This window comes from Neobacillus sp. DFD-2R, assembly GCF_057747865.1.
On sequence record NZ_CM173228.1, the window covers coordinates 919,032 to 937,302 of the forward strand.

24 protein-coding genes are annotated in these 18,271 nt (G+C 38.5%); 16 read left to right on the forward strand and 8 right to left on the reverse strand.

Annotation, left to right across the window (positions count from 1 at the left end):
• The first annotated feature begins 2 nt into the window (after positions 1 to 2).
• The 3 genes from AC3ANV_RS04385 (at position 3) to yunB (ending at position 2,567) form a co-directional block, all read left to right on the forward strand.
• Positions 3 to 1,355, forward strand: coding sequence for a bifunctional metallophosphatase/5'-nucleotidase (locus AC3ANV_RS04385; protein ID WP_488312453.1), 1,353 nt, complete (start codon positions 3 to 5; stop codon positions 1,353 to 1,355).
• Between the two features lie 62 nt (positions 1,356 to 1,417).
• Positions 1,418 to 1,720 carry a YunC family protein gene (locus AC3ANV_RS04390; RefSeq protein ID WP_488312454.1) on the forward strand — a complete coding sequence of 101 codons (303 nt, stop codon included), beginning with the start codon at positions 1,418 to 1,420 and terminating at the stop codon, positions 1,718 to 1,720.
• A 91-nt stretch (positions 1,721 to 1,811) separates the two neighbouring features.
• Positions 1,812 to 2,567 (forward strand): sporulation protein YunB, encoded by a 756-nt coding sequence (yunB, locus tag AC3ANV_RS04395; RefSeq protein WP_488312455.1) that lies wholly within the window; start codon positions 1,812 to 1,814, stop codon positions 2,565 to 2,567.
• A gap of 24 nt (positions 2,568 to 2,591) precedes the next feature.
• Here yunB and AC3ANV_RS04400 read toward each other — a convergent pair whose 3' ends face one another.
• The gene (locus AC3ANV_RS04400; protein WP_488314133.1) at positions 2,592 to 3,542 is read right to left on the reverse strand and encodes a M23 family metallopeptidase; all 951 of its coding nucleotides are present in this window, start codon (positions 3,540 to 3,542) and stop codon (positions 2,592 to 2,594) included.
• A 237-nt stretch (positions 3,543 to 3,779) separates the two neighbouring features.
• Here AC3ANV_RS04400 and lipA point away from each other — a divergent pair, with 237 nt between their 5' ends.
• Positions 3,780 to 4,697, forward strand: a complete 918-nt coding sequence (gene lipA, locus AC3ANV_RS04405; RefSeq protein WP_488312456.1) for a lipoyl synthase — start codon at positions 3,780 to 3,782, stop codon at positions 4,695 to 4,697.
• Positions 4,698 to 4,752: 55 nt separating this feature from the next.
• Here lipA and AC3ANV_RS04410 read toward each other — a convergent pair whose 3' ends face one another.
• Entirely contained in the window at positions 4,753 to 5,397 is a 645-nt protein-coding gene (locus tag AC3ANV_RS04410; RefSeq protein ID WP_488312457.1) for a YhcN/YlaJ family sporulation lipoprotein, read from the reverse strand.
• 105 nt (positions 5,398 to 5,502) lie between these two features.
• On the opposite strand from AC3ANV_RS04410, the gene AC3ANV_RS04415 reads away from it, so the two are divergent.
• Complete coding sequence (locus AC3ANV_RS04415) at positions 5,503 to 5,778, forward strand: YutD family protein (protein WP_488312458.1); 276 nt, start codon at positions 5,503 to 5,505, stop codon at positions 5,776 to 5,778.
• A 275-nt stretch (positions 5,779 to 6,053) separates the two neighbouring features.
• On the opposite strand, the gene AC3ANV_RS04420 is transcribed toward AC3ANV_RS04415, so the two are convergent.
• Both AC3ANV_RS04420 and AC3ANV_RS04425 read right to left on the reverse strand, forming a co-directional pair.
• Positions 6,054 to 6,341 carry a cytosolic protein gene (locus tag AC3ANV_RS04420; protein WP_488312459.1) on the reverse strand — a complete coding sequence of 96 codons (288 nt, stop codon included), beginning with the start codon at positions 6,339 to 6,341 and terminating at the stop codon, positions 6,054 to 6,056.
• A gap of 312 nt (positions 6,342 to 6,653) precedes the next feature.
• Positions 6,654 to 6,920, reverse strand: a complete 267-nt coding sequence (locus AC3ANV_RS04425) for a DUF3055 domain-containing protein (protein WP_488312460.1) — start codon at positions 6,918 to 6,920, stop codon at positions 6,654 to 6,656.
• Between the two features lie 247 nt (positions 6,921 to 7,167).
• Here AC3ANV_RS04425 and AC3ANV_RS04430 point away from each other — a divergent pair, with 247 nt between their 5' ends.
• Together AC3ANV_RS04430 and AC3ANV_RS04435 are read left to right on the forward strand one after the other, a co-directional pair.
• Positions 7,168 to 7,605, forward strand: coding sequence for a DUF86 domain-containing protein (locus AC3ANV_RS04430; protein ID WP_488312461.1), 438 nt, complete (start codon positions 7,168 to 7,170; stop codon positions 7,603 to 7,605).
• A gap of 43 nt (positions 7,606 to 7,648) precedes the next feature.
• On the forward strand, positions 7,649 to 8,413 hold the full coding sequence (locus tag AC3ANV_RS04435) for a TIGR01457 family HAD-type hydrolase (RefSeq protein ID WP_488312462.1): 765 nt from the start codon (positions 7,649 to 7,651) through the stop codon (positions 8,411 to 8,413).
• A 33-nt stretch (positions 8,414 to 8,446) separates the two neighbouring features.
• Here AC3ANV_RS04435 and AC3ANV_RS04440 read toward each other — a convergent pair whose 3' ends face one another.
• Positions 8,447 to 8,965 (reverse strand): phosphatidylglycerophosphatase A family protein, encoded by a 519-nt coding sequence (locus AC3ANV_RS04440; RefSeq protein WP_488312463.1) that lies wholly within the window; start codon positions 8,963 to 8,965, stop codon positions 8,447 to 8,449.
• A gap of 199 nt (positions 8,966 to 9,164) precedes the next feature.
• Here AC3ANV_RS04440 and yutH point away from each other — a divergent pair, with 199 nt between their 5' ends.
• On the forward strand, positions 9,165 to 10,172 hold the full coding sequence (gene yutH / locus AC3ANV_RS04445; protein ID WP_488312464.1) for a spore coat putative kinase YutH: 1,008 nt from the start codon (positions 9,165 to 9,167) through the stop codon (positions 10,170 to 10,172).
• A gap of 44 nt (positions 10,173 to 10,216) precedes the next feature.
• On the opposite strand, the gene AC3ANV_RS04450 is transcribed toward yutH, so the two are convergent.
• Positions 10,217 to 10,453: a NifU family protein gene (locus tag AC3ANV_RS04450; RefSeq protein ID WP_488312465.1), complete on the reverse strand. Its 237-nt coding sequence runs from the start codon at positions 10,451 to 10,453 to the stop codon at positions 10,217 to 10,219.
• A gap of 151 nt (positions 10,454 to 10,604) precedes the next feature.
• On the opposite strand from AC3ANV_RS04450, the gene AC3ANV_RS04455 reads away from it, so the two are divergent.
• Complete coding sequence (locus AC3ANV_RS04455; RefSeq protein WP_488312466.1) at positions 10,605 to 10,931, forward strand: YuzD family protein; 327 nt, start codon at positions 10,605 to 10,607, stop codon at positions 10,929 to 10,931.
• A gap of 33 nt (positions 10,932 to 10,964) precedes the next feature.
• On the opposite strand, the gene AC3ANV_RS04460 is transcribed toward AC3ANV_RS04455, so the two are convergent.
• Entirely contained in the window at positions 10,965 to 12,032 is a 1,068-nt protein-coding gene (locus AC3ANV_RS04460) for an NAD(P)/FAD-dependent oxidoreductase (protein ID WP_488312467.1), read from the reverse strand.
• Positions 12,033 to 12,326: 294 nt separating this feature from the next.
• Here AC3ANV_RS04460 and AC3ANV_RS04465 point away from each other — a divergent pair, with 294 nt between their 5' ends.
• Both AC3ANV_RS04465 and AC3ANV_RS04470 read left to right on the forward strand, forming a co-directional pair.
• On the forward strand, positions 12,327 to 12,566 hold the full coding sequence (locus AC3ANV_RS04465) for a YuzB family protein (protein WP_488312468.1): 240 nt from the start codon (positions 12,327 to 12,329) through the stop codon (positions 12,564 to 12,566).
• 126 nt (positions 12,567 to 12,692) lie between these two features.
• Positions 12,693 to 13,058 (forward strand): HesB/IscA family protein, encoded by a 366-nt coding sequence (locus AC3ANV_RS04470; protein ID WP_488314134.1) that lies wholly within the window; start codon positions 12,693 to 12,695, stop codon positions 13,056 to 13,058.
• A 217-nt stretch (positions 13,059 to 13,275) separates the two neighbouring features.
• Here AC3ANV_RS04470 and AC3ANV_RS04475 read toward each other — a convergent pair whose 3' ends face one another.
• Positions 13,276 to 14,274 carry an NAD(P)/FAD-dependent oxidoreductase gene (locus tag AC3ANV_RS04475; RefSeq protein WP_488312469.1) on the reverse strand — a complete coding sequence of 333 codons (999 nt, stop codon included), beginning with the start codon at positions 14,272 to 14,274 and terminating at the stop codon, positions 13,276 to 13,278.
• 476 nt (positions 14,275 to 14,750) lie between these two features.
• On the opposite strand from AC3ANV_RS04475, the gene AC3ANV_RS04480 reads away from it, so the two are divergent.
• The 5 genes from AC3ANV_RS04480 to AC3ANV_RS04500 all read left to right on the forward strand — a co-directional run bounded on the left by AC3ANV_RS04480 (position 14,751) and on the right by AC3ANV_RS04500 (position 18,173).
• On the forward strand, positions 14,751 to 15,968 hold the full coding sequence (locus tag AC3ANV_RS04480; protein ID WP_488312470.1) for an NAD(P)/FAD-dependent oxidoreductase: 1,218 nt from the start codon (positions 14,751 to 14,753) through the stop codon (positions 15,966 to 15,968).
• A gap of 87 nt (positions 15,969 to 16,055) precedes the next feature.
• Positions 16,056 to 16,547, forward strand: a complete 492-nt coding sequence (locus AC3ANV_RS04485; protein ID WP_488312471.1) for an NUDIX domain-containing protein — start codon at positions 16,056 to 16,058, stop codon at positions 16,545 to 16,547.
• 155 nt (positions 16,548 to 16,702) lie between these two features.
• Entirely contained in the window at positions 16,703 to 16,828 is a 126-nt protein-coding gene (locus AC3ANV_RS04490) for a YuiA family protein (protein WP_488312472.1), read from the forward strand.
• Between the two features lie 170 nt (positions 16,829 to 16,998).
• Entirely contained in the window at positions 16,999 to 17,322 is a 324-nt protein-coding gene (locus tag AC3ANV_RS04495; protein WP_488312473.1) for a YuiB family protein, read from the forward strand.
• 140 nt (positions 17,323 to 17,462) lie between these two features.
• Positions 17,463 to 18,173, forward strand: coding sequence for a 3D domain-containing protein (locus tag AC3ANV_RS04500; RefSeq protein ID WP_488312474.1), 711 nt, complete (start codon positions 17,463 to 17,465; stop codon positions 18,171 to 18,173).
• The last annotated feature ends 98 nt before the right edge of the window (positions 18,174 to 18,271 follow it).

An 18,271-nucleotide genomic window follows, 5' to 3' on the forward strand; every position in this document is an offset into this window, starting at 1 on the left:
GAATGGAAAACATTCATATTTATCATACAAATGATATACATAGCCATTTTGAACATTGGCCCCGAATTCATGATTTACTACTTGAACGGAAGGAAATGCATCAAAAGCAGGGAGAGGAAGTATTTCTTTTTGATATCGGAGATTTTATTGACCGCTGGCATCCTTTTTCTGAAGGGACAAAAGGGCATGGAAATATTGAACTTTTAAACGAATGTGGCTTTACGGCTGTCACAATCGGGAATAATGAAGGTATCAATCTTTCATTTGAAAATTTGAATCACTTGTATGACCACGCACAGTTTGATGTGCTTGTTGCTAACCTTTATCACAAAGGAAAAATTCATCCTTTATGGCTGAAACCGTTTGAAATTTATCGAACAGGCAGTGGTACACGAATTGCTGTAATGGGATTAACTGCTCCTTTTTCCCATCTTTATGAGCTGCTTGGGTGGCAGCTTACAGACCCCTTCATTGAGCTGATGGAATGGATACATATTATAAAAGAACAATCCGATGTTATCATCTTGCTTTCCCATCTTGGACTAAAAGATGATGAGCGCATTGCGGAAGAATTTCCTGAAATAGACGTGATTTTAGGTGGACATACCCATCATGTTTTACCGGAGGGAAAGCGAATTGGCGACACCATTATAGGTGCTGCTGGTAAATATGGGAATTATGTTGGCCACGTTACACTTAATATTGACGATCGAAAAACTATCAATAGTAAGAAGGCTATTTTATATGATGTAAACAAACTCCCTGTAGTAATGGATGAGCAGGAAATAACGGAATCATTTGTCCTAAAAGGGAAGGAACTATTAACACAAAAGGTTGTTTCGTTAAGCGAACCGTTAGGAAGTGACCCGTTTCAAGAAACAAAGCTATCCCTTATGTTGTGTCAAGCATTAAGAGAATGGTGCAAAGCGGATTGTGCATTTATCAATGCCGGTCTACTTTTAGGCCCATTGAAAGATGATGTAACCACCTATGATTTGCTATCTATTTGTCCTCATCCAATCAATCCATGCAAGATTCAATTATCAGGGAAGGAATTAAAAGAGGTACTCCTGATTTCAAAAAATGAGGAATGGCCAACTAGACAAATAAAAGGTCTGGGCTTTAGAGGAACGGTTATGGGAATAATGGTCTATGATCAAATTCATTTTAAAAATGATTTGATTTTCGTAAATGGGACAGAATTAGATCTTAAAAAAAATTATTCGTTAGCAATACCCGATATGTTTACCTTTGGATACTTTTTTCCCGAATTATTACACAGTCAGCATAAACAATATTTTCTACCCGAATTCTTACGTGATTTATTAAAATGGAAATTACAAATGCAATTTTAGTTGATATACACGCTTTTTCTATCCCTGTCATACTGTGATAAGGAGGAAAGGAGTGTGGGAATTTGATTGATCTTTCACCATTAGAAATTGGCGGCCATACCTTTTTGGCTGTTACCGTGTTACTTCCAAAAACAACACTGCTTGCTGTGACAAGCGATAAGGGATATATCATGTGTGGAGCATTGGATGTCGGATTATTAAATGAAAAATTAGGCGATCGGAAAATCATTGCTGCACGTGCTGTTGGCGTCAAAACGATCGAACAGCTGCTAAATGCCCCGCTGGAGTCAGTAACCTTTGAGGCAGAGAAATTGGGAATTATTAAAGGAATGATCGGCAAGGATGCCTTGCTGAAAATGATTTAAAAAAGCTTGCTTAAAAAGCAGGCTTTTTTTCGTTTATTAGGCTAGTTCCCTCTTCTTTAGCATACATATAGCTTGTAAGGGAGTGATTCATTTGGCAAAATTCCGCGTCCGACGACCCCAGAGACGAGGCCCGTTGCCCTTCCGCTATGTATTGCTATTAACATTTGTTTTTTTTATACTCTCTACGGCAACCGGGTTTTGGATGGTCAACAAAGGCATTGAACCCACGTTAATGAGATATGCTGAATCCGAAACCAGAAACATCGCTTCACTTGTTATCAATAAGGCGATTACAAAACGAACAACGAGTGTTGGCAATGATGTCATTCAACTTATTCCAAGTACAAATGGAAAGCAAACCAATGCAAAGCTCAATACGGATTTAATCAACCAAGCTTTAGCCGAAACAACCTCAGAAATACTAAAAAATTTAAAAACAGCTAAAAAGGGGGATCTTGCCTCATTAGAACAGTTGACAGATGTGGATATTGAGACGGATAAAACCGATAATGCTGATGGACTTGTCTGGTATGTTCCCTTAGGTCAGGCAACAAATATTGCTTTGTTCGGAAATCTGGGACCAAAAATACCCGTAAGGTTTACAGCAATTGGCGATCTTCGCCCTGATGTAAAAGTAACCCCTAAACCAATGGGAATCAATAATACATGGATTGAAGTAGCTATCCAAATAGAAGTATCAGTTCAAATCATTACACCGTTTGCGACAAAAATAACCAAACTTGATCAAAAAATTCCACTTGGCGGTACTTTGATTCAGGGAGATGTTCCACAATTTAATGGAGGTGGAAATTCACCGGCCATTCAACTGCCGAAATCAGGAGGTTAAAAAAGCCAGTCCCTAGGCTGGCTTTTACCTTTTTTTCTTGGATCTTAACATTATTCGCTCTTGACGTTCCCAGCTTGCTAAATGTGGAAAGGGATCAAAAGACCATTCTGTATATCCATTATCTTTGTACATACCGTAATGCAAATGCGGCGGGAATTTCCCTGATGTGCCCGGTGGTCCGTATCCTGAGCTTCCAACGGACCCAATTATCATTCCGGGTTCGACAATTTGTCCGACTTTTATATTTTTAGCAAACCCGCTAAGATGTGCAAAATAATGATAGGTATTATTGATATCGCGAATGCCTATTCTCCAGCCTCCGAATTTATTCCAGCCCTTCATCTCGACAATTCCATAATTCGTCGCACGTACGGGAACCCCGTAACCGGCGAAAATATCTGTTCCTTCATGAATTCTTCTGCCGCCCCAGCCTCTTGCATCTCCCCAAGTGCTTCTGTAGCTGTGATTGCTGCGAATGGGCATTGGGAAGGCATGTGTATCCAAATTAAGACGACCAAAATGGCGGTACATTTTTGCTTTACCAACAATAATTCCGACAGTTTTATCTCGGTGATAATAATTCCATAAACCAATTTTTATATTATCATGATCGACTCCATATGAAAGAAGATAATGAGCAAAAGAATAAAGGACATCCTCATCGTTCTTTAAACTGGCTTTTCCATCTCCATCCCCATCGACTCCCATTCCATTAAAAAACTGAATGGTTGCAGGGTTTTTATCAGTTGGCTTAGGGTTCGTAAGACCTGCCCATTCCTCAGGGCGAAAATAGATTCCGATTGTACCTTCCACTTTTGGAAGGTCTCTGCGGACCTGGCGGATGCTTCTTTCATATTGATCAATTGCAGCCAAGTAATACCAGGGAATATGGGTAACCGTTTCCACTTTTTTATATAACTTCATTCTTTCCCAATAGGGATCAGGTTCCTTCGCATAAACATCCCTGACAGCCATAGTTGAGGTAAAGAATAAAAGGAAAGCTCCGATAATCCGAAATGCCCGCACAGGAATCCTCCTTCCAATATGATGTACGTATTTAGTTTATGACTTTCTCCTTTTTTCATTATGGTCAATAAATGGTAATCAACATAATCAAGGTTTGTTCACTTGTCGTACCTATTTTTGTATGTTAAAGTGACAACAGAAGAATCTCATTCATCATACTTAACAGGTACTCCAAGGGGTGTAAAAATGAGCAAGAAAGAAGAATATTTACGTAAACCGGATTGGTTGAAAATAAAATTGAATACGAATGATTCCTATATCGGGCTAAAGAAGATGATGCGGGAAAAAAACCTGCATACCGTTTGTGAAGAAGCGCGATGCCCGAATATTCATGAATGTTGGGCAGAAAGAAGAACTGCTACCTTTATGATTCTTGGGGATGTTTGTACCCGTGCATGCCGTTTTTGTGCGGTTAAAACAGGGTTACCAACGGAATTGGATTGGCAAGAGCCGGAACGGGTTGCTGATTCTGTTCAGCTAATGAATTTAAAGCATGTTGTCGTCACAGCCGTTGCCCGTGACGATTTAAAAGATGGCGGGGCAGCTGTTTTTGCTGAAACAGTAAGAGCGATCCGCAGAAAAAATCCATTTACAAGTATTGAAGTTCTTCCTTCAGATATGGGTGGTAAGGAAGAAAATTTAAAGGTCTTAATGGATGCTAAACCGGATATTTTAAATCATAATATTGAGACTGTCAGACGATTGACTCCAAGAGTACGAGCTCGGGCACAATATGACCGGTCACTTGAATTTTTACGCCGTGCCAAAGAAATGCAGCCGAGTATCCCAACAAAATCAAGCCTTATGATTGGTCTTGGGGAAACAAAAGAAGAAATTATAAATGTTATGGATGACCTAAGGGAAAACCATGTGGATATTATGACAATTGGACAGTATTTGCAGCCAACGAAAAAACACTTGAAGGTTGAAAAATATTATAGTCCGGAAGAATTTGAAGAATTACGATTGATTGCACTGAGCAAAGGGTTTAGCCATTGTCAAGCAGGGCCGCTCGTTCGTTCGTCCTATCATGCTGATGAACAAGTAAATGCTGCAGCCAAGCACAAACAATTACAAGGCGAGAAAGAAGCAAAAGAAGCTTAATAATGAAAAGAGTTCAGTCCTTCTTGAGACTGAACTCTTTTTCATAAAGTTTTTTTTATTGATGCGTGCGGCTAATACGGTCATCAGGAGTGACGCCATTTTCGTCTTCGCTTGCATTCATTCTTGTTCCTTGAGGCGATTTTTTCATTTGCGCAATTATGCTGTTAACATTTTTCCGTGCAGATCTGCTGGTTGAATCAAGGTGAGAAAGCGCTTCAACATCACGAATTAACGTAGGATTATCCGTTACGTATACATGGTAATACCGAGGGACCACGGACATAGCTGTTCTTTTTACTTGGTCTGCCGCCAGATTTCGGTTTTTAGCATCTGTTCGATAGGCAATTAGGACCTCCTGGTCAGTAACCAGGGTTGCTACGTCATGTACATTAGGGATATTTGTACTGTATCTGCTTATGATATTTGCTAACTGTTCACGATTAACCGCAGTATAATGGTTATTCGCTGTTTTATCGTTTAGAATTGGGCTTTTTTGGTGGCGGACATAGCCATAATTATTGCTTACATTTCGAATGCTTCGGCTTGCACTCTCATTATAAAGCTCTGTCCGTTTATTGTTTACATTTATGGATTTGCCGCTTTCTTGGTAAACATCGTTTCGATTAGCCGTTGAACAGCCGGTTAAAGCAGTTAACGTACATAATCCAATGATTAGGATATATTTTTTCAATTTAAACACCTCCTTTTTTTAGAATAGCCAAAAGGAGGATTTTTTTTCTTAGTAATTGATGGGGAATCGGTTATAATGGGTAGTAGGATTGTTTTGGTAAAATGAGGTGATATCATGATAATTATCAACAACACCGTTTATGAAATTATGCAGGAGCATAGGAATGGTTTTAATGAGGAAGCCCTAAAGGCAAGGTATAGCGATATTTTATCAAGGTATGATTACATTGTCGGTGACTGGGGTTACGGCCAACTTCGTTTAAAGGGCTTTTTTGACGATCAAAATCAAAAAGCAACTTTTGATACAAAAATCAGCACGCTAAGTGAATATCTGTATGAATACTGTAATTTCGGCTGTGCTTATTTTGTCTTGAAAAAAGTGAAGAAATGAAAGAAGGACCTGTACAATGGTCCTTTTTTTATAAGATAAGAAAGTATAAATTTTACTTTGAGAATTCTCCAGCTCCACAAGAGTAAGTTTCGGAAGCGATACCTCGCACAAAGGAAAAGCGTTAGCTTTTCCGAGGAGCGCCCAGCGACTAGTGTACTTCGCTCACCGCCTTACGATAAGTCAACACGAACAAGCAAAAAACGCGATTCGTGTTGACTTTATCTCATACGGTGCGCTCCAGTCCATTCGTCGCTAAACGGGCGCTTGCGCTTTTCTTATTCTCCCGAATATGGAGGCTGTACACCGGTATCCGGGTCGTCGTGGGGAGGATGTGCACCATCCATCTGTCTTGGTAAATCTTCATGCAAGGTTTTGAACTCATAGTTAAAGGCACTATAATAGCGCTGCCCTTCTTTCCAGGCAGTGCTTTTATTTTGAACAGGTTCATTGCTGCCATTAGGAGAACCATAAGGTCCTTCAGGTAATTCCTCAGCAGTAAGAAAGTTCCTCTGCTTTTCTACATTTGAAAGTTCTGTATATTTTTTCGAATCTTTTTCCGCCATGTTTTCACTCCTTTTAATCACTAGTATGACAAAAGAGATTTAAAAACATGAGGAGAGTTTTGATTAAAAGAAAAGAAAGTATAAATTTTGACTTTGAGAATTGTCCAGCTCCACAAGAGTAAGCTTCGGAAGCGATACCTCGCACGAAGGAAAAGCGTTAGCTTTTCCGAGGAGCGCCCAGCGACTAGTGTACTTCGCTCTTCTCCCTACGATAAGTCAACATCGAATCGCCAAAAACGCGATTCGTGTTTCCTTTATCTCAGTCGAAGCGCTCCAGTCCTGTCGTGCGCTAAACGGGCGCTTCCGCTTTTCTTATATTAATTCATTTAAGAAGGAGCGCAGTTCTTCGGCATCTTCTTCATTTAACTGAAATACGTATTCTAAATATCCTTCTTCCTGTAAATCATCCTGGCCTATAATCGCAAATCGGTTTCCTTGCATATCAAGAACAAGATGCTTACCGTAGTGACGATTGGATTGGACAATAGCTAAATCAAAACGCTGATTCTCGCCCACAAAGCTAACAAATCTTGTTTTTGTATTTTCTGTATCATCGTATAAGAAAAAACGCTCGCTCATTCAACGGTCTCCTTTTAATAACTCCTTTTTTTCAACATCTCTTATATAGTATCAAATTAAAGGAGACGATGGGAGTATTGATTTTTCTTACATTTTGTCGAACTTGACACCTTGAAAATACGAAAGATGACAAAATATGCTACAATCATTAGTGAGATCATACTTGATATAAAAAAAAATTGACCGTTATGTAAGTGAAATAGTGATAACAATACTGTTATAGATATTATACGAGGAAGTGGACAATATGTATTTTGTTGACCAGGAAAAAATTGAAACCACATTAGTCTTCTTAGAGGAGGAAATAAAGCTCTTCTCAAACCAAAAGGTTTGGTCCACGCCAATTGAAAAGGCGGCTCTTGAGCGCTTGACTCAAATGATGATTGAAGCTGTTTTGGATGTTGGCAACGCCATGATTGATGGCTTTATAATGCGTGACCCAGGTAGTTATGATGATATTATTGAAATTTTAACCGACGAAAAGGTAATTTTAACTGAGACAGGGAACAGTTTAAAAATCCTTGTCCAATATCGCAAAGTCCTAGTTCAAATGTACACTGATATTGATCACAGTAAACTACAGGAACAATTTACAACCCATCTTCAGAAATTGTCATTATTTGCGGCAAATGTCCGTGATTATTTAGCAAATGAATTAGGTCCGGTATCAGCCTTTAAAAACTGAATCTCCGGCAGGGAAACATTAATTAGGGAAGGAGTGTTGGAGTTTGAAAAATTATAAGGGCTATTTAATTGATTTAGATGGAACCATGTATAAAGGAACAGAGCGGATTGAAGCGGCGTCGGATTTTGTAAAAAAACTGAGAGACAAAGGGATTCCCTATTTATTTGTAACCAATAATTCATCGCGGACACCGGCTCAAGTTGCTGAAAAGCTGCGTGACTTCGATATTCCGGCTGAAGAAATGCTTGTGTTTACAACAAGCCAGGCAACAGCTAATTATATTTATGATATGAATCAAGCTGCGACCGTTTATGCTATTGGTGAAGAAGGAATTCAAACGGCACTTGAAGAAAAAGGATTTCGATTTGCGGAGGAAAAAGCAGATTTTGTAGTGGTTGGAATAGACAGGTCGATCAGCTACGAAAAGCTTTCCATTGCTTGTTTAGCTGTTCGTAACGGTGCAACGTTTATTTCGACAAACGGGGACATCGCCATACCGACAGAGAGAGGTTTGCTGCCGGGGAATGGTTCACTCACGTCCGTTATTACTGTTTCCACTCAAACAAAGCCAATTTTTATTGGGAAGCCTGAATCAATAATAATGGAACAAGCATTAAAAGTTTTAGGGACAACTAAAGAGGAAACATTAATGGTAGGCGATTATTATGATACCGATATCTTAGCGGGAATGAATGCCGGTATGGATACGTTACTAGTTCACACCGGTGTTACTACAAAGGAATTGCTTTCCGGCTATGACCGCAAACCAACCTATGCTATAGATTCATTAGATCAATGGGAAGTATAAGAAAAGGATGGAAAATGCTCCATCCTTTTTCCTTTAATTACTTCCATTTTCCTCCGCGGCTCTGGCTGCACGGTGGGCAAGCCTGCTTGAAGCGGCAGCTGCAATGGCACCGACAATATCATCTAAAAATGTATGACATTCACCGGTTGATTTATCATTTAAGCGGGTTAATATCCCGGGTTTTTGTTTATCGATGTATCCATAATTCGTAAAACCGATGGAGCCGTACACATTGACAATTGATAAAGCAAGAATTTCATCAACACCATAAAGGCTTTCATCAGAGCCAATAATTGCTTGTAAAGGCTCCTGCAGCATCCCTTTTTCAGCTAGTATATCAAGCTGAATACCAGTTAAAATGGCGTTCTGAACCTCCCGTTTGGATAGCACTCGCTCTACATTGGCAATACAGTCTTCCATTTTTAAGTTTTCGTGATATTTATGTTGTAAATAGTAAACTAAATCGGCAATATCCTGAATTTCGACGCCTCTTTCTTTAATCCATCTACGAGCTGTTTCTTCAGTTAGATCTACTTTTTTGTCGTCTGCCATCCCATTAATCACCTTTTCTTTGAATTTTCACTTAATGTACTCTTTTTCCTTAACATATGCTTTTTTAGGTAAAAAAGAACATGGAACAATTTCCTTAATTGATATTTCTTTTTCATATTTATAATACGGTGGCAACAAGTTTTCTTGGGCCAAAACATATATATGGCTTAAGAAGAGGTATCGAAGGGTGGCGGGAAAATTGCTGCAAAAATTACTTGAAAATCAATATGGAATAAAGGTTGAAGAATATGTAAAGCTTGATTCTTATGATGCACTTCGGGGGAATGGCTGGCTTTACTTGGTATCTAAACCCGGGAGCAGGGAAGAAACAGATATTAGCGAATTAGAGAAAATAGCCGAACACTTGCGAAATTATGGGGACGTCCATGTTCCCATCTTTCTTCCATCTAAAGAAGGAAACTTAATTACAACTTGGGAGCAGGATAAATATTGTGTGTTAGCTAATCGTCAGCCGCAAGAGCAGCAAAAACTAAGATTGGGCAGAAAGCTGGCAAAATTCCATGAACGTGGAAGAAGAATACCATTTCAAATTGAGCGAACCAGCAGGATAGGGCAATGGAAGGGATTATGGGAAAAACGCCTGGAGCAAATGGAAAAAGTATGGAATGGACTTCTTTTTCAAACTCCTGAAGATGAATTTGAAAGAATGTTTGTTGAATCGTTTCCTTATTACATTGGTTTGACTGAGAACGCCATTCAATATTTAGTGGATACGGAAATCGATGATGATCCCCAGGAGACGGATGGTGGTACAGTATGCCATGAACGGTTTTCAAAAAAATCATGGGGAGGTAATTATTTAATTAAGAATCCTTTTGATTGGGTTTTTGACCATCGCAGCCGTGATCTGGCTGAATGGACACGTGAACGTTATTTCCGGAATATCCAAACCTATGACCAGGAATTAAAACAATTTTTCCGGGAATACCAAAGCATTGCTCCATTATCTTCCTTTTCATGGCGATTATTATATTCACGATTAATATTCCCGCTTCATTATTTTGATTGTGTTGAGAATTATTATATTACCCGTTCTGAACAGGAAAAAAAGATTATGGAGGAGCATTTAGGGAAAATTTTAAGGCAATCAACAGAGTATGAACGCTTTTTAGGAGTATTTTTCCAACTGGCAGGAGCACCTATTAAACGGCTGAACCTGCCACAGCTTGAGTGGCTTGGGAAATAGGAATAAATAAAATAGCGATTGCATTGGCAATCGCTTTTCTTACATTAAAATACTTGTTCTACTTCAAGAACTCCCGGAACTTCTTCTAAAAGAGCTCTTTCTATGCCTGCTTTTAGTGTGATGGTTGAGCTTGGGCAGCTGCCGCATGCACCGAGCAAACGGAGTTTAACAATACCATCCTCCACATCAACTAATTCACAATCTCCGCCATCGCGAAGAAGAAATGGACGTAATTTATCTAATACTTCCTGAACTTGTTCTTTCATTTCTTGTTCTACCATATTAATCGACTCCCTTCCTATCCTTATTATAATGTCAAAAGAGCCAAAAATCCATTCTAATGAGAAAGGAAATCAAGTAACCCGCGAAAAATACTTTCGTTTTTATCATCTTAATGTTGTAAAATAAAAGAAAAAGTGGGGAAGAGATACTATGGTAAATCATGAAGTAGAAATTGTCCTATATGGGGCTCAAAATTTGTGCCCAAGCTGTGTTAACTTACCCTCTTCTATCGAAACATTTGAATGGCTGGAGGCTGCCATTGTCAGAAAGTTTCCGGACCAGCCGTTTAAGATGACCTATGTGGATATATACCAGCCACCTAAGGATCTCGTTAAGCAATCGTTTGCTAAAAGAGTAATTGATGAGGAAATGTTTTATCCTGTTGTTGTTATTGAAGAAAAAGTGGTCGGAGAAGGAAATCCCCGTCTAAAAACGATTTATGCCGAGCTTGAAAAACACGGATATAAGGCTATATAAAAAGAGGCTGACAGATGTCAGCCTCTTTTTCAATCACCCATTATGATACTTATACATCCATAAAATGCCTGATTTTAATAAACGGGCAACACGGCCTGTAATGGCACGGTCTGCCATCATCCCGAACCCTTGCTTTTTCCCGAGGGAACCAAGGACACCCTTTAATTTAATCGCAGGGAACGTTGCAGGCGGTTCTTCTCCATTCCAACGCTTTTTCAATACTTCTACAATCTGTTCGGCCTGTCCTTCCGCCAGCTGTGCACTTGGAGCATGTGGAAGGCTGGCACAGTCACCGACAATAAAAACATGCTCATCATTTGGCAAATGGTGGCGCGGAGTAATAATCAGCCGTCCCGACCGATCTTTTTCTTCAGCTAAATCACGGACAATTTTATTTGCCTGAATACCTGCAGTCCAAACAATTACATCGCAATCAATTGGCTGATCGTGATTATATAATTTTTTTTCCTCGACTTTGGTGATATTTGAGTTATTAATAATTTCGACATTATGTTTTTGAAACCAATTTTCAACATATTTGCTTAAACGTTCCGGGAAAGCTGAGAGAATATGTTTTCCTCTATCAAATAATTTGATTTGAAGATCTTCCCGGCTTTCACTCAATTCACTGGCAAGCTCTACTCCGCTAAGACCTGCACCAACAATCCCAACCACTGAACCGGGTCCGAGATTATTTAATATCGAATAAGTAAGCCGGGACTTTTCAATATTTTGAATGCTGTAGGTATATTGTTCGGCTCCAGGTACATTATGGTAATTGTCCTCGCAGCCCAGTCCAATGACTAAATCATCATAGTCCAGTGATTCATCATCTTTTAAGAGGACTTTTTTCTCTTTCGTATCGATACCAATTATTTCACCGTATTTAATTTTCAGCTGAGGATGTTCAGGAAATGCTACACGAACTTCTTTATCTGAAATGGTACCGGCTGCCAGAGCATAATATTCTGTTTTTAAACAATGGTATGGTACGCGGTCAACTAGAGTGATTGTTACATCTTCAGGAACATGATTAGGTAGGAGTTCACTTAAAATCTTCATCCCACCATAACCACCGCCAAGAATTACAAGGTTTTTCATTTTAATTTCCCCTTTTGTAAACCAGTTTATCTTATTCTTTAATGTTTCTTTTTTGATATCTTTTTATTGCCTCAGAAGGGCAGTAATCACAGAAATCGTCTGGAGATAATGGATAATATTTTTTTGAAAAAAAAAGTATAAATTTCACGGTTTTTCATCCATAAAAGAGTATATCTAAATTGTGTCGAAATAACAACACTTATCACGCTATTCTTGACACTCTCAACCGGGACATGCCATTTGACGAAGCTAATTAAATGGAGTAGGATAATTAGTTAGTGGAGAGGTGAAAGCATGATTAAACCGATCATTGAATTTTGTATCAGCAATCTAGCAAATGGTGCACAAAGAGCACTTGAAAAATTAGAGAGAGATCCAAACCTGGATATTATCGAATATGGTTGTCTAGGCTATTGTGGAAAATGTGCTTCCACGCTTTATGCACTTGTAAACGGCGAAGTCGTAACAGGAAATACGCCTGATGAACTAGTCGATAACATTTATCAATTTTTAGAGGAAAATCCGATGTTTTAAGCTAAAGGGAGCCACAGCCGCTCCCTTTTATATATTTTTTCATATGTTATTCCATATAAACTAATAAGTTGAGTACTTAATCTTTAGAATATATACTATATAAAAAGCCTCAAAGGAGGGAACATGATGAGCCAAGATGTAATTATTTTGACGGAAGCTGCGGCACTTCAAATTAAAGATATGATGAAACACAATGAAGAAGAGGGAGCATACTTAAGAGTTGGGGTAAAGGGCGGCGGATGCAGCGGCTTATCTTATGGTATGGGTTTTGACCACGAGGTAAAGGAAGATGATCTTCAGTTTGAACAGCATGGGATTCAAATTCTCGTTAAAAAAGAAGATGGGCCCATTTTACAAGGTACGAAAATTGATTATAAGCAATCGATGATGGGTGGCGGATTTACCATTGACAACCCGAATGCAATTGCATCCTGCGGCTGCGGTTCGTCATTCCGGACAGCTACGGCAGCCGGAACCCCGGAAGAATGTTAATTAAATAATATATAAAAGGCGTCCAATCGGACGCCTTTTATTAAAAGAAAAAAAGTATAATTTTTTGAACTAAGATAACGGTCTAGCTCCAGAGCCCAGCGACTAGTGTACTTCGCTCTTCTCCCTACGATAAGTCAACATCGTATCGCTCCGCTCTCCGTGTTTCCTTTATCTCAGTAGTCCATATGTCGCTTAACGGGCGCTTCCGCTTTTATTATTATTTATTAAACATTGAAGAACTGTGTAATGGTTGAATTTTTGCCTTTGGATCAATGAAGGCTTTTGCGTTATTAACTGCAGTTGGTGCTTCACCGAATCCGCATGCGATTAGTTTTACTTTTCCGTCGTAGGTGCAAATATCTCCAGCGGCATAAATTCCCGGTATATTCGTTTCCATTTTGGAATTAACAACAATAGAGTTCTTTTCGATTTGGAGTCCCCATTCCTTGATTGGCCCAAGGGAAGAAACAAATCCATAGTTACAAATGACAGCATCGACATCAAGAGTTTCTTTTCCTTCGCCATTTGCTCTCTCAAGTACTACTTGTTTAATACCGGTATCATCACCCATTAATTCAGCCGGTACGAAAGGCGTTTTCACATCGACTTTAGAATTGTACAAATTCTCAACACTGTGTTCATGAGCACGGAATTTATCTCTACGGTGAACAATCGTTACCTTTTCTGCAATTGGTTCCAGCATTAGCGCCCAATCGACTGCTGAGTCACCGCCGCCAAATACGACCACTTTTTGACCGGCAAATTTGTTTAGGTCCTCAATAAAGTAATGGAGGTTCTTACGTTCATATTGCACTGCACTTTCCAATTCCAACCGGCGCGGTTGGAATGCACCATTTCCTGCCGTAATAATGATCGTTTTAGAATAATGTACTTCCTTATTTGTTGTTAACTTAAAAATGCCATCTTCCTGCTTTTCTAATTTTTCAACAGATTGCTCTAATGCGACAGCAGGTTCAAATTTTTTCATTTGTTCTTTTAAATTATTAATAAGCTCTTGTGCGCGGATTTTTGGAAAACCGGCAACATCATAAATATATTTTTCGGGATATAGTGCCGATAATTGACCGCCCAACTGTGGTAAGCTTTCAATGATTTTCACTGATGCTTGTCTCATTCCACCGTAAAAAGCAGTAAATAAACCGGTAGGACCGCCACCGATAATTGTAATATCAAAAACCTTTTGATTTTCTTTCACTCCGGAACCCCCCTAACTAAGTAGAAACAAACTCCATTCCTTATAATAGCATAAATTTTAAAAATTCTCACTTCTTTCGCGGTGAATTTCAGAGTGATGGGAATTATTAAAAAGCATATAATAAAGTAAATATTAAAAATTTCCAATATTCTTAAGTTTAATAAATTAAAATAAATAGCTTGAAAATGAGTTGAAAAAATAATAAGATGAAATGTGGATATATTGTTAATATTTTGTGACAAAAAAAGAACAATTTAATAGGCGGATAGGAAATTTGAAACTTACCTATTTGCTTTCAGACAATTGCGCCACTGTCTTTGCCTCATAGGGCTAATTAACTGGCGAATTTTCTTTATCCTCATACGTGAATTATATCACATACATTTTCCTTCTTAGTAAAATAAAATTCATGGATACAGAGGAAGATAAGAAAAAGAGATACTTAAATAAAAAATAAAAAGGTGGAAGTGATCACTTTGAAAAAGCCTAAAATTGTCATTGTCGGTGCTGGATACGGTGGACTTATGACGACAGTTCGCTTACAAAAGCTAATTGGAGTAAATGAAGCCGATATTGTTTTAATCAATAAAAACGATTACCACTATGAAACAACATGGTTACACGAAGCGTCTGCAGGTACATTACATCATGATCGAGTCCGTTATGAGATTCGTGATGTTATTGATCGAAGCAAGGTTGATTTTGTACAGGACACTGTTATCGAAATTAACAAAGACGATAAAAAAGTAATTTTAGAAAAAAGTGAAGTCAATTATGACTATCTCGTGCTTGCTCTTGGTGGTGAGCCGGAAACTTTCGGTATTAAGGGCTTAAAAGAATATGCCTTTGGTATTACCAATGTAAATTCATCACGTCAATTACGTGAACATATTGAATATCAATTTGCTACCTACAATATGGAAGAAGAAAAAAATGACAATCGACTAGCTATCGTGGTAGGTGGTGCAGGATTCACAGGGATTGAATTCCTTGGCGAATTAACAAACAGAATTCCTGAACTATGCCATGAATATGATGTAGACTTTCATAAAGTAAAAATTATCTGTGTTGAAGCGGCTCCAACCGTGTTACCAGGTTTCGACCCGGAATTAGTAAATTATGCTGTTTCTCAATTGGAGCGTAAGGGTGTAGAATTTTTAATCGGAACTGCCATTAAAGAATGCACTCCTGATGGGATTTTTGTAGCAAAAGGCGAGGAAGAACCACGTGAAATCAAGGCTGCAACTGTTGTTTGGGCAGCGGGTGTACGCGGAAACTCCGTTATTGAAAAATCCGGTTTTGAAGCGATGAGAGGCCGGGTAAAAGTACAGCCTGACTTACGTGTTCCCGGATTTGATGATGTCTTCATTATCGGTGACAGCTCCCTTATGATTAACGAAGAAATTAATCGTCCATACCCTCCAACAGCACAAATTGCGATGCAGCAAGGAGAGGTTTGTGCACGAAATATTGCGGCTTTAGTTCGTAACAAGCAAGACCTTGAAACCTTTAAGTTTGATAATAAAGGAACGGTTTGCTCACTCGGTGAAGATGACGCGATTGGTGTCGTTTTTGGTAAAAAGTTAACAGGTGCAAAAGCATCCTTCATGAAGAAAGTGGTCGATAATCGTTCCCTTTATATGATTGGCGGAGCATCTCTTGTATTGAAAAAAGGAAAATTTAATGTTTTTTAAAAATTAATTTATCAACCAAAAGGACAGAGTCATCTGTCCTTTTTCTGTTAAAATAAGGGAAAAAGAGAATCGGAAGGAGGGATTTTTATGAGTAATCGCAATAAACGCGGGAAGGTATGGCTGGCTGTATCCAGCTTGGTAAAATCCGCAGATGGCAAATGGCTTGTCGTAAAAAAGCGTTATGGAGGGCTTAAAGGCCAATGGTCACTGCCTGCAGGCTTTGTCGAGAAGGGAGAAACAGCTGATGAAGCAGTAATAAGGGAAGTAAAAGAAGAAACGGGAATTGAGTGTGCGGTTAAAGGATTGATTGGGCTAAGAACAGGGGTTATTGAAGGGGAAATAAGTGATAATTTAATCCTGTTTTTACTAGAGCCAAAAGATATTGGACAACTAAAAACTCAGGAAAATGAGCTGTTTGAAGCTAAGTTTATTGCTCCTGAGGAATTGCTTCATGAAAAAAATGCTTCCATCCTGCTTCACTATCTGATTGAGCAGAATCACGTCTCACTACTCCCTGGAATTGATGGGTTAAACCCGGGAGATCAGTTCGGTTATACCGCTTATAAAATATTTTTTTAATTTTTAGAAAATTTAAGGATCCCTTAGAAAATGAAAGAAAACTTCCGATGTATCCGTTTTCTTATCTGTTTTTGCTTGTTTTTCCCACTTTCCTTTTTTTGATTATTCATGGTATATTATCAGAAAATTAAGTAAATATAAGGAGGCTGGTTGGGATGGCTACTGAAACATTGGATTCCACTAAGTGTGACTATTGTTCAGGAACGGGCTATTTTCAGTTATTGCTTGGCGGTTCGGAAACTTGTTCCTGTTGCGAGGGTACGGGAAAGAAAAAAGAGTAAGGTTCTATAAAATGACAGCATGCTTCTTCGAATCTATTCGGGAGGCTATTTTTTTTGAACATTAAAAGCGGTTAAGTCTAACCGAATAACGGGCGTTTACGCCTTTGTTCTTGACTCCCTTTTGGACATTCAGTACACTTAGAATTGATGTGTAAAGGGGGAATTTCAAGGTGCAAATGAGCATCGTTGTCTTGGTTATTTCAATATTATTATTCTTTGTTTTGTTTTTTGGTATTGGATTTATTCTTAATATGCTTTTAAGAATGTCATGGATCATGGCATTCATTTACCCCTTAATTGCCATTCTTATTGTAGATAAAGTGCGTTTTATTCAATATTTTACAAATAGTAAATATGCATTTGGGCAGCTCGGACATCGGATTAGTTCATTAGCTACAGCAGATATCCTCATTTTACTTAGCGGGCTGGCAGGTGCAATTACAGCAGGAATTGTGATTAAGCTGTTACGGAAAAACGGTTATCAAATGTTTTAAGAGGCTGATTACAGTCTCTTTTTTTATTTTACGAAATATTATCATAATATTTAGATAATATTTCTTTTTTTTTTTCCTCCTTTTTTGAATATTTCATTGCCTCTTAGGAAATGAATATTTTTGGAGGAGTGAAGATTTTAATGAATAAGATAAGAAATGGGACAAGGCGTTTAGCCATGACATGTCTATTCTTACTAGCATTATTAGTGACATTTCAATCAATTTCAGGCGTAAATGCAGAATCCCTTTTTTCTAGTGCAAACTTTAAATCGGAAGAAAAGCAATTGAGTGATGAAGTTAGTTCTCATTTGACTCATAAATTGAAAACGGTAGGAATTGCCTTTAAAATGATTAAGCAATTCGTACGATTTGACCCTATTACGTCAAATGTAGCGGTGGCGGAGTCACCACCGAATTTAGAGAATGCCATTGATTGGTCCCGCTACCCGAAAGCAACCGTAACTGCTACAGGATATACGGCCGGTTATGAGTCCACCGGTAAACGTGAAGGAAATCCTGAATACGGTATTACGTTTTCGGGTGTAAAAGTAAAGCGGGATTTATTCTCAACCGTCGCAGCAGATTTAGACGTTTTTCCAATTGGAACCATCCTATTTATCCCCGGTTACGGCTATGGGGTCGTTGCAGATAAAGGTGGAGCCATTAAAGGAAATGAGTTAGATCTTTATTACAAAACTGTTGACGATGTTTATAAATTATGGGGTAAAAAGAAACTGGATATCTATATTGTCCAAAAAGGAAATGGGAAACTTACTGAAGCACAATTACAAAAATTAAACGAAGATAAAACCATGCAGGTCTTTAGACAACAGTATATTAGTTCTGAATGAAAATAGAAAACAGGCCTTGTGCCTGTTTTTTTGAGGATAAATTGCCGAACTTGTTTTTATGTCCGGAATGATTAGGAAGTCGAAATAAATAAACTTTT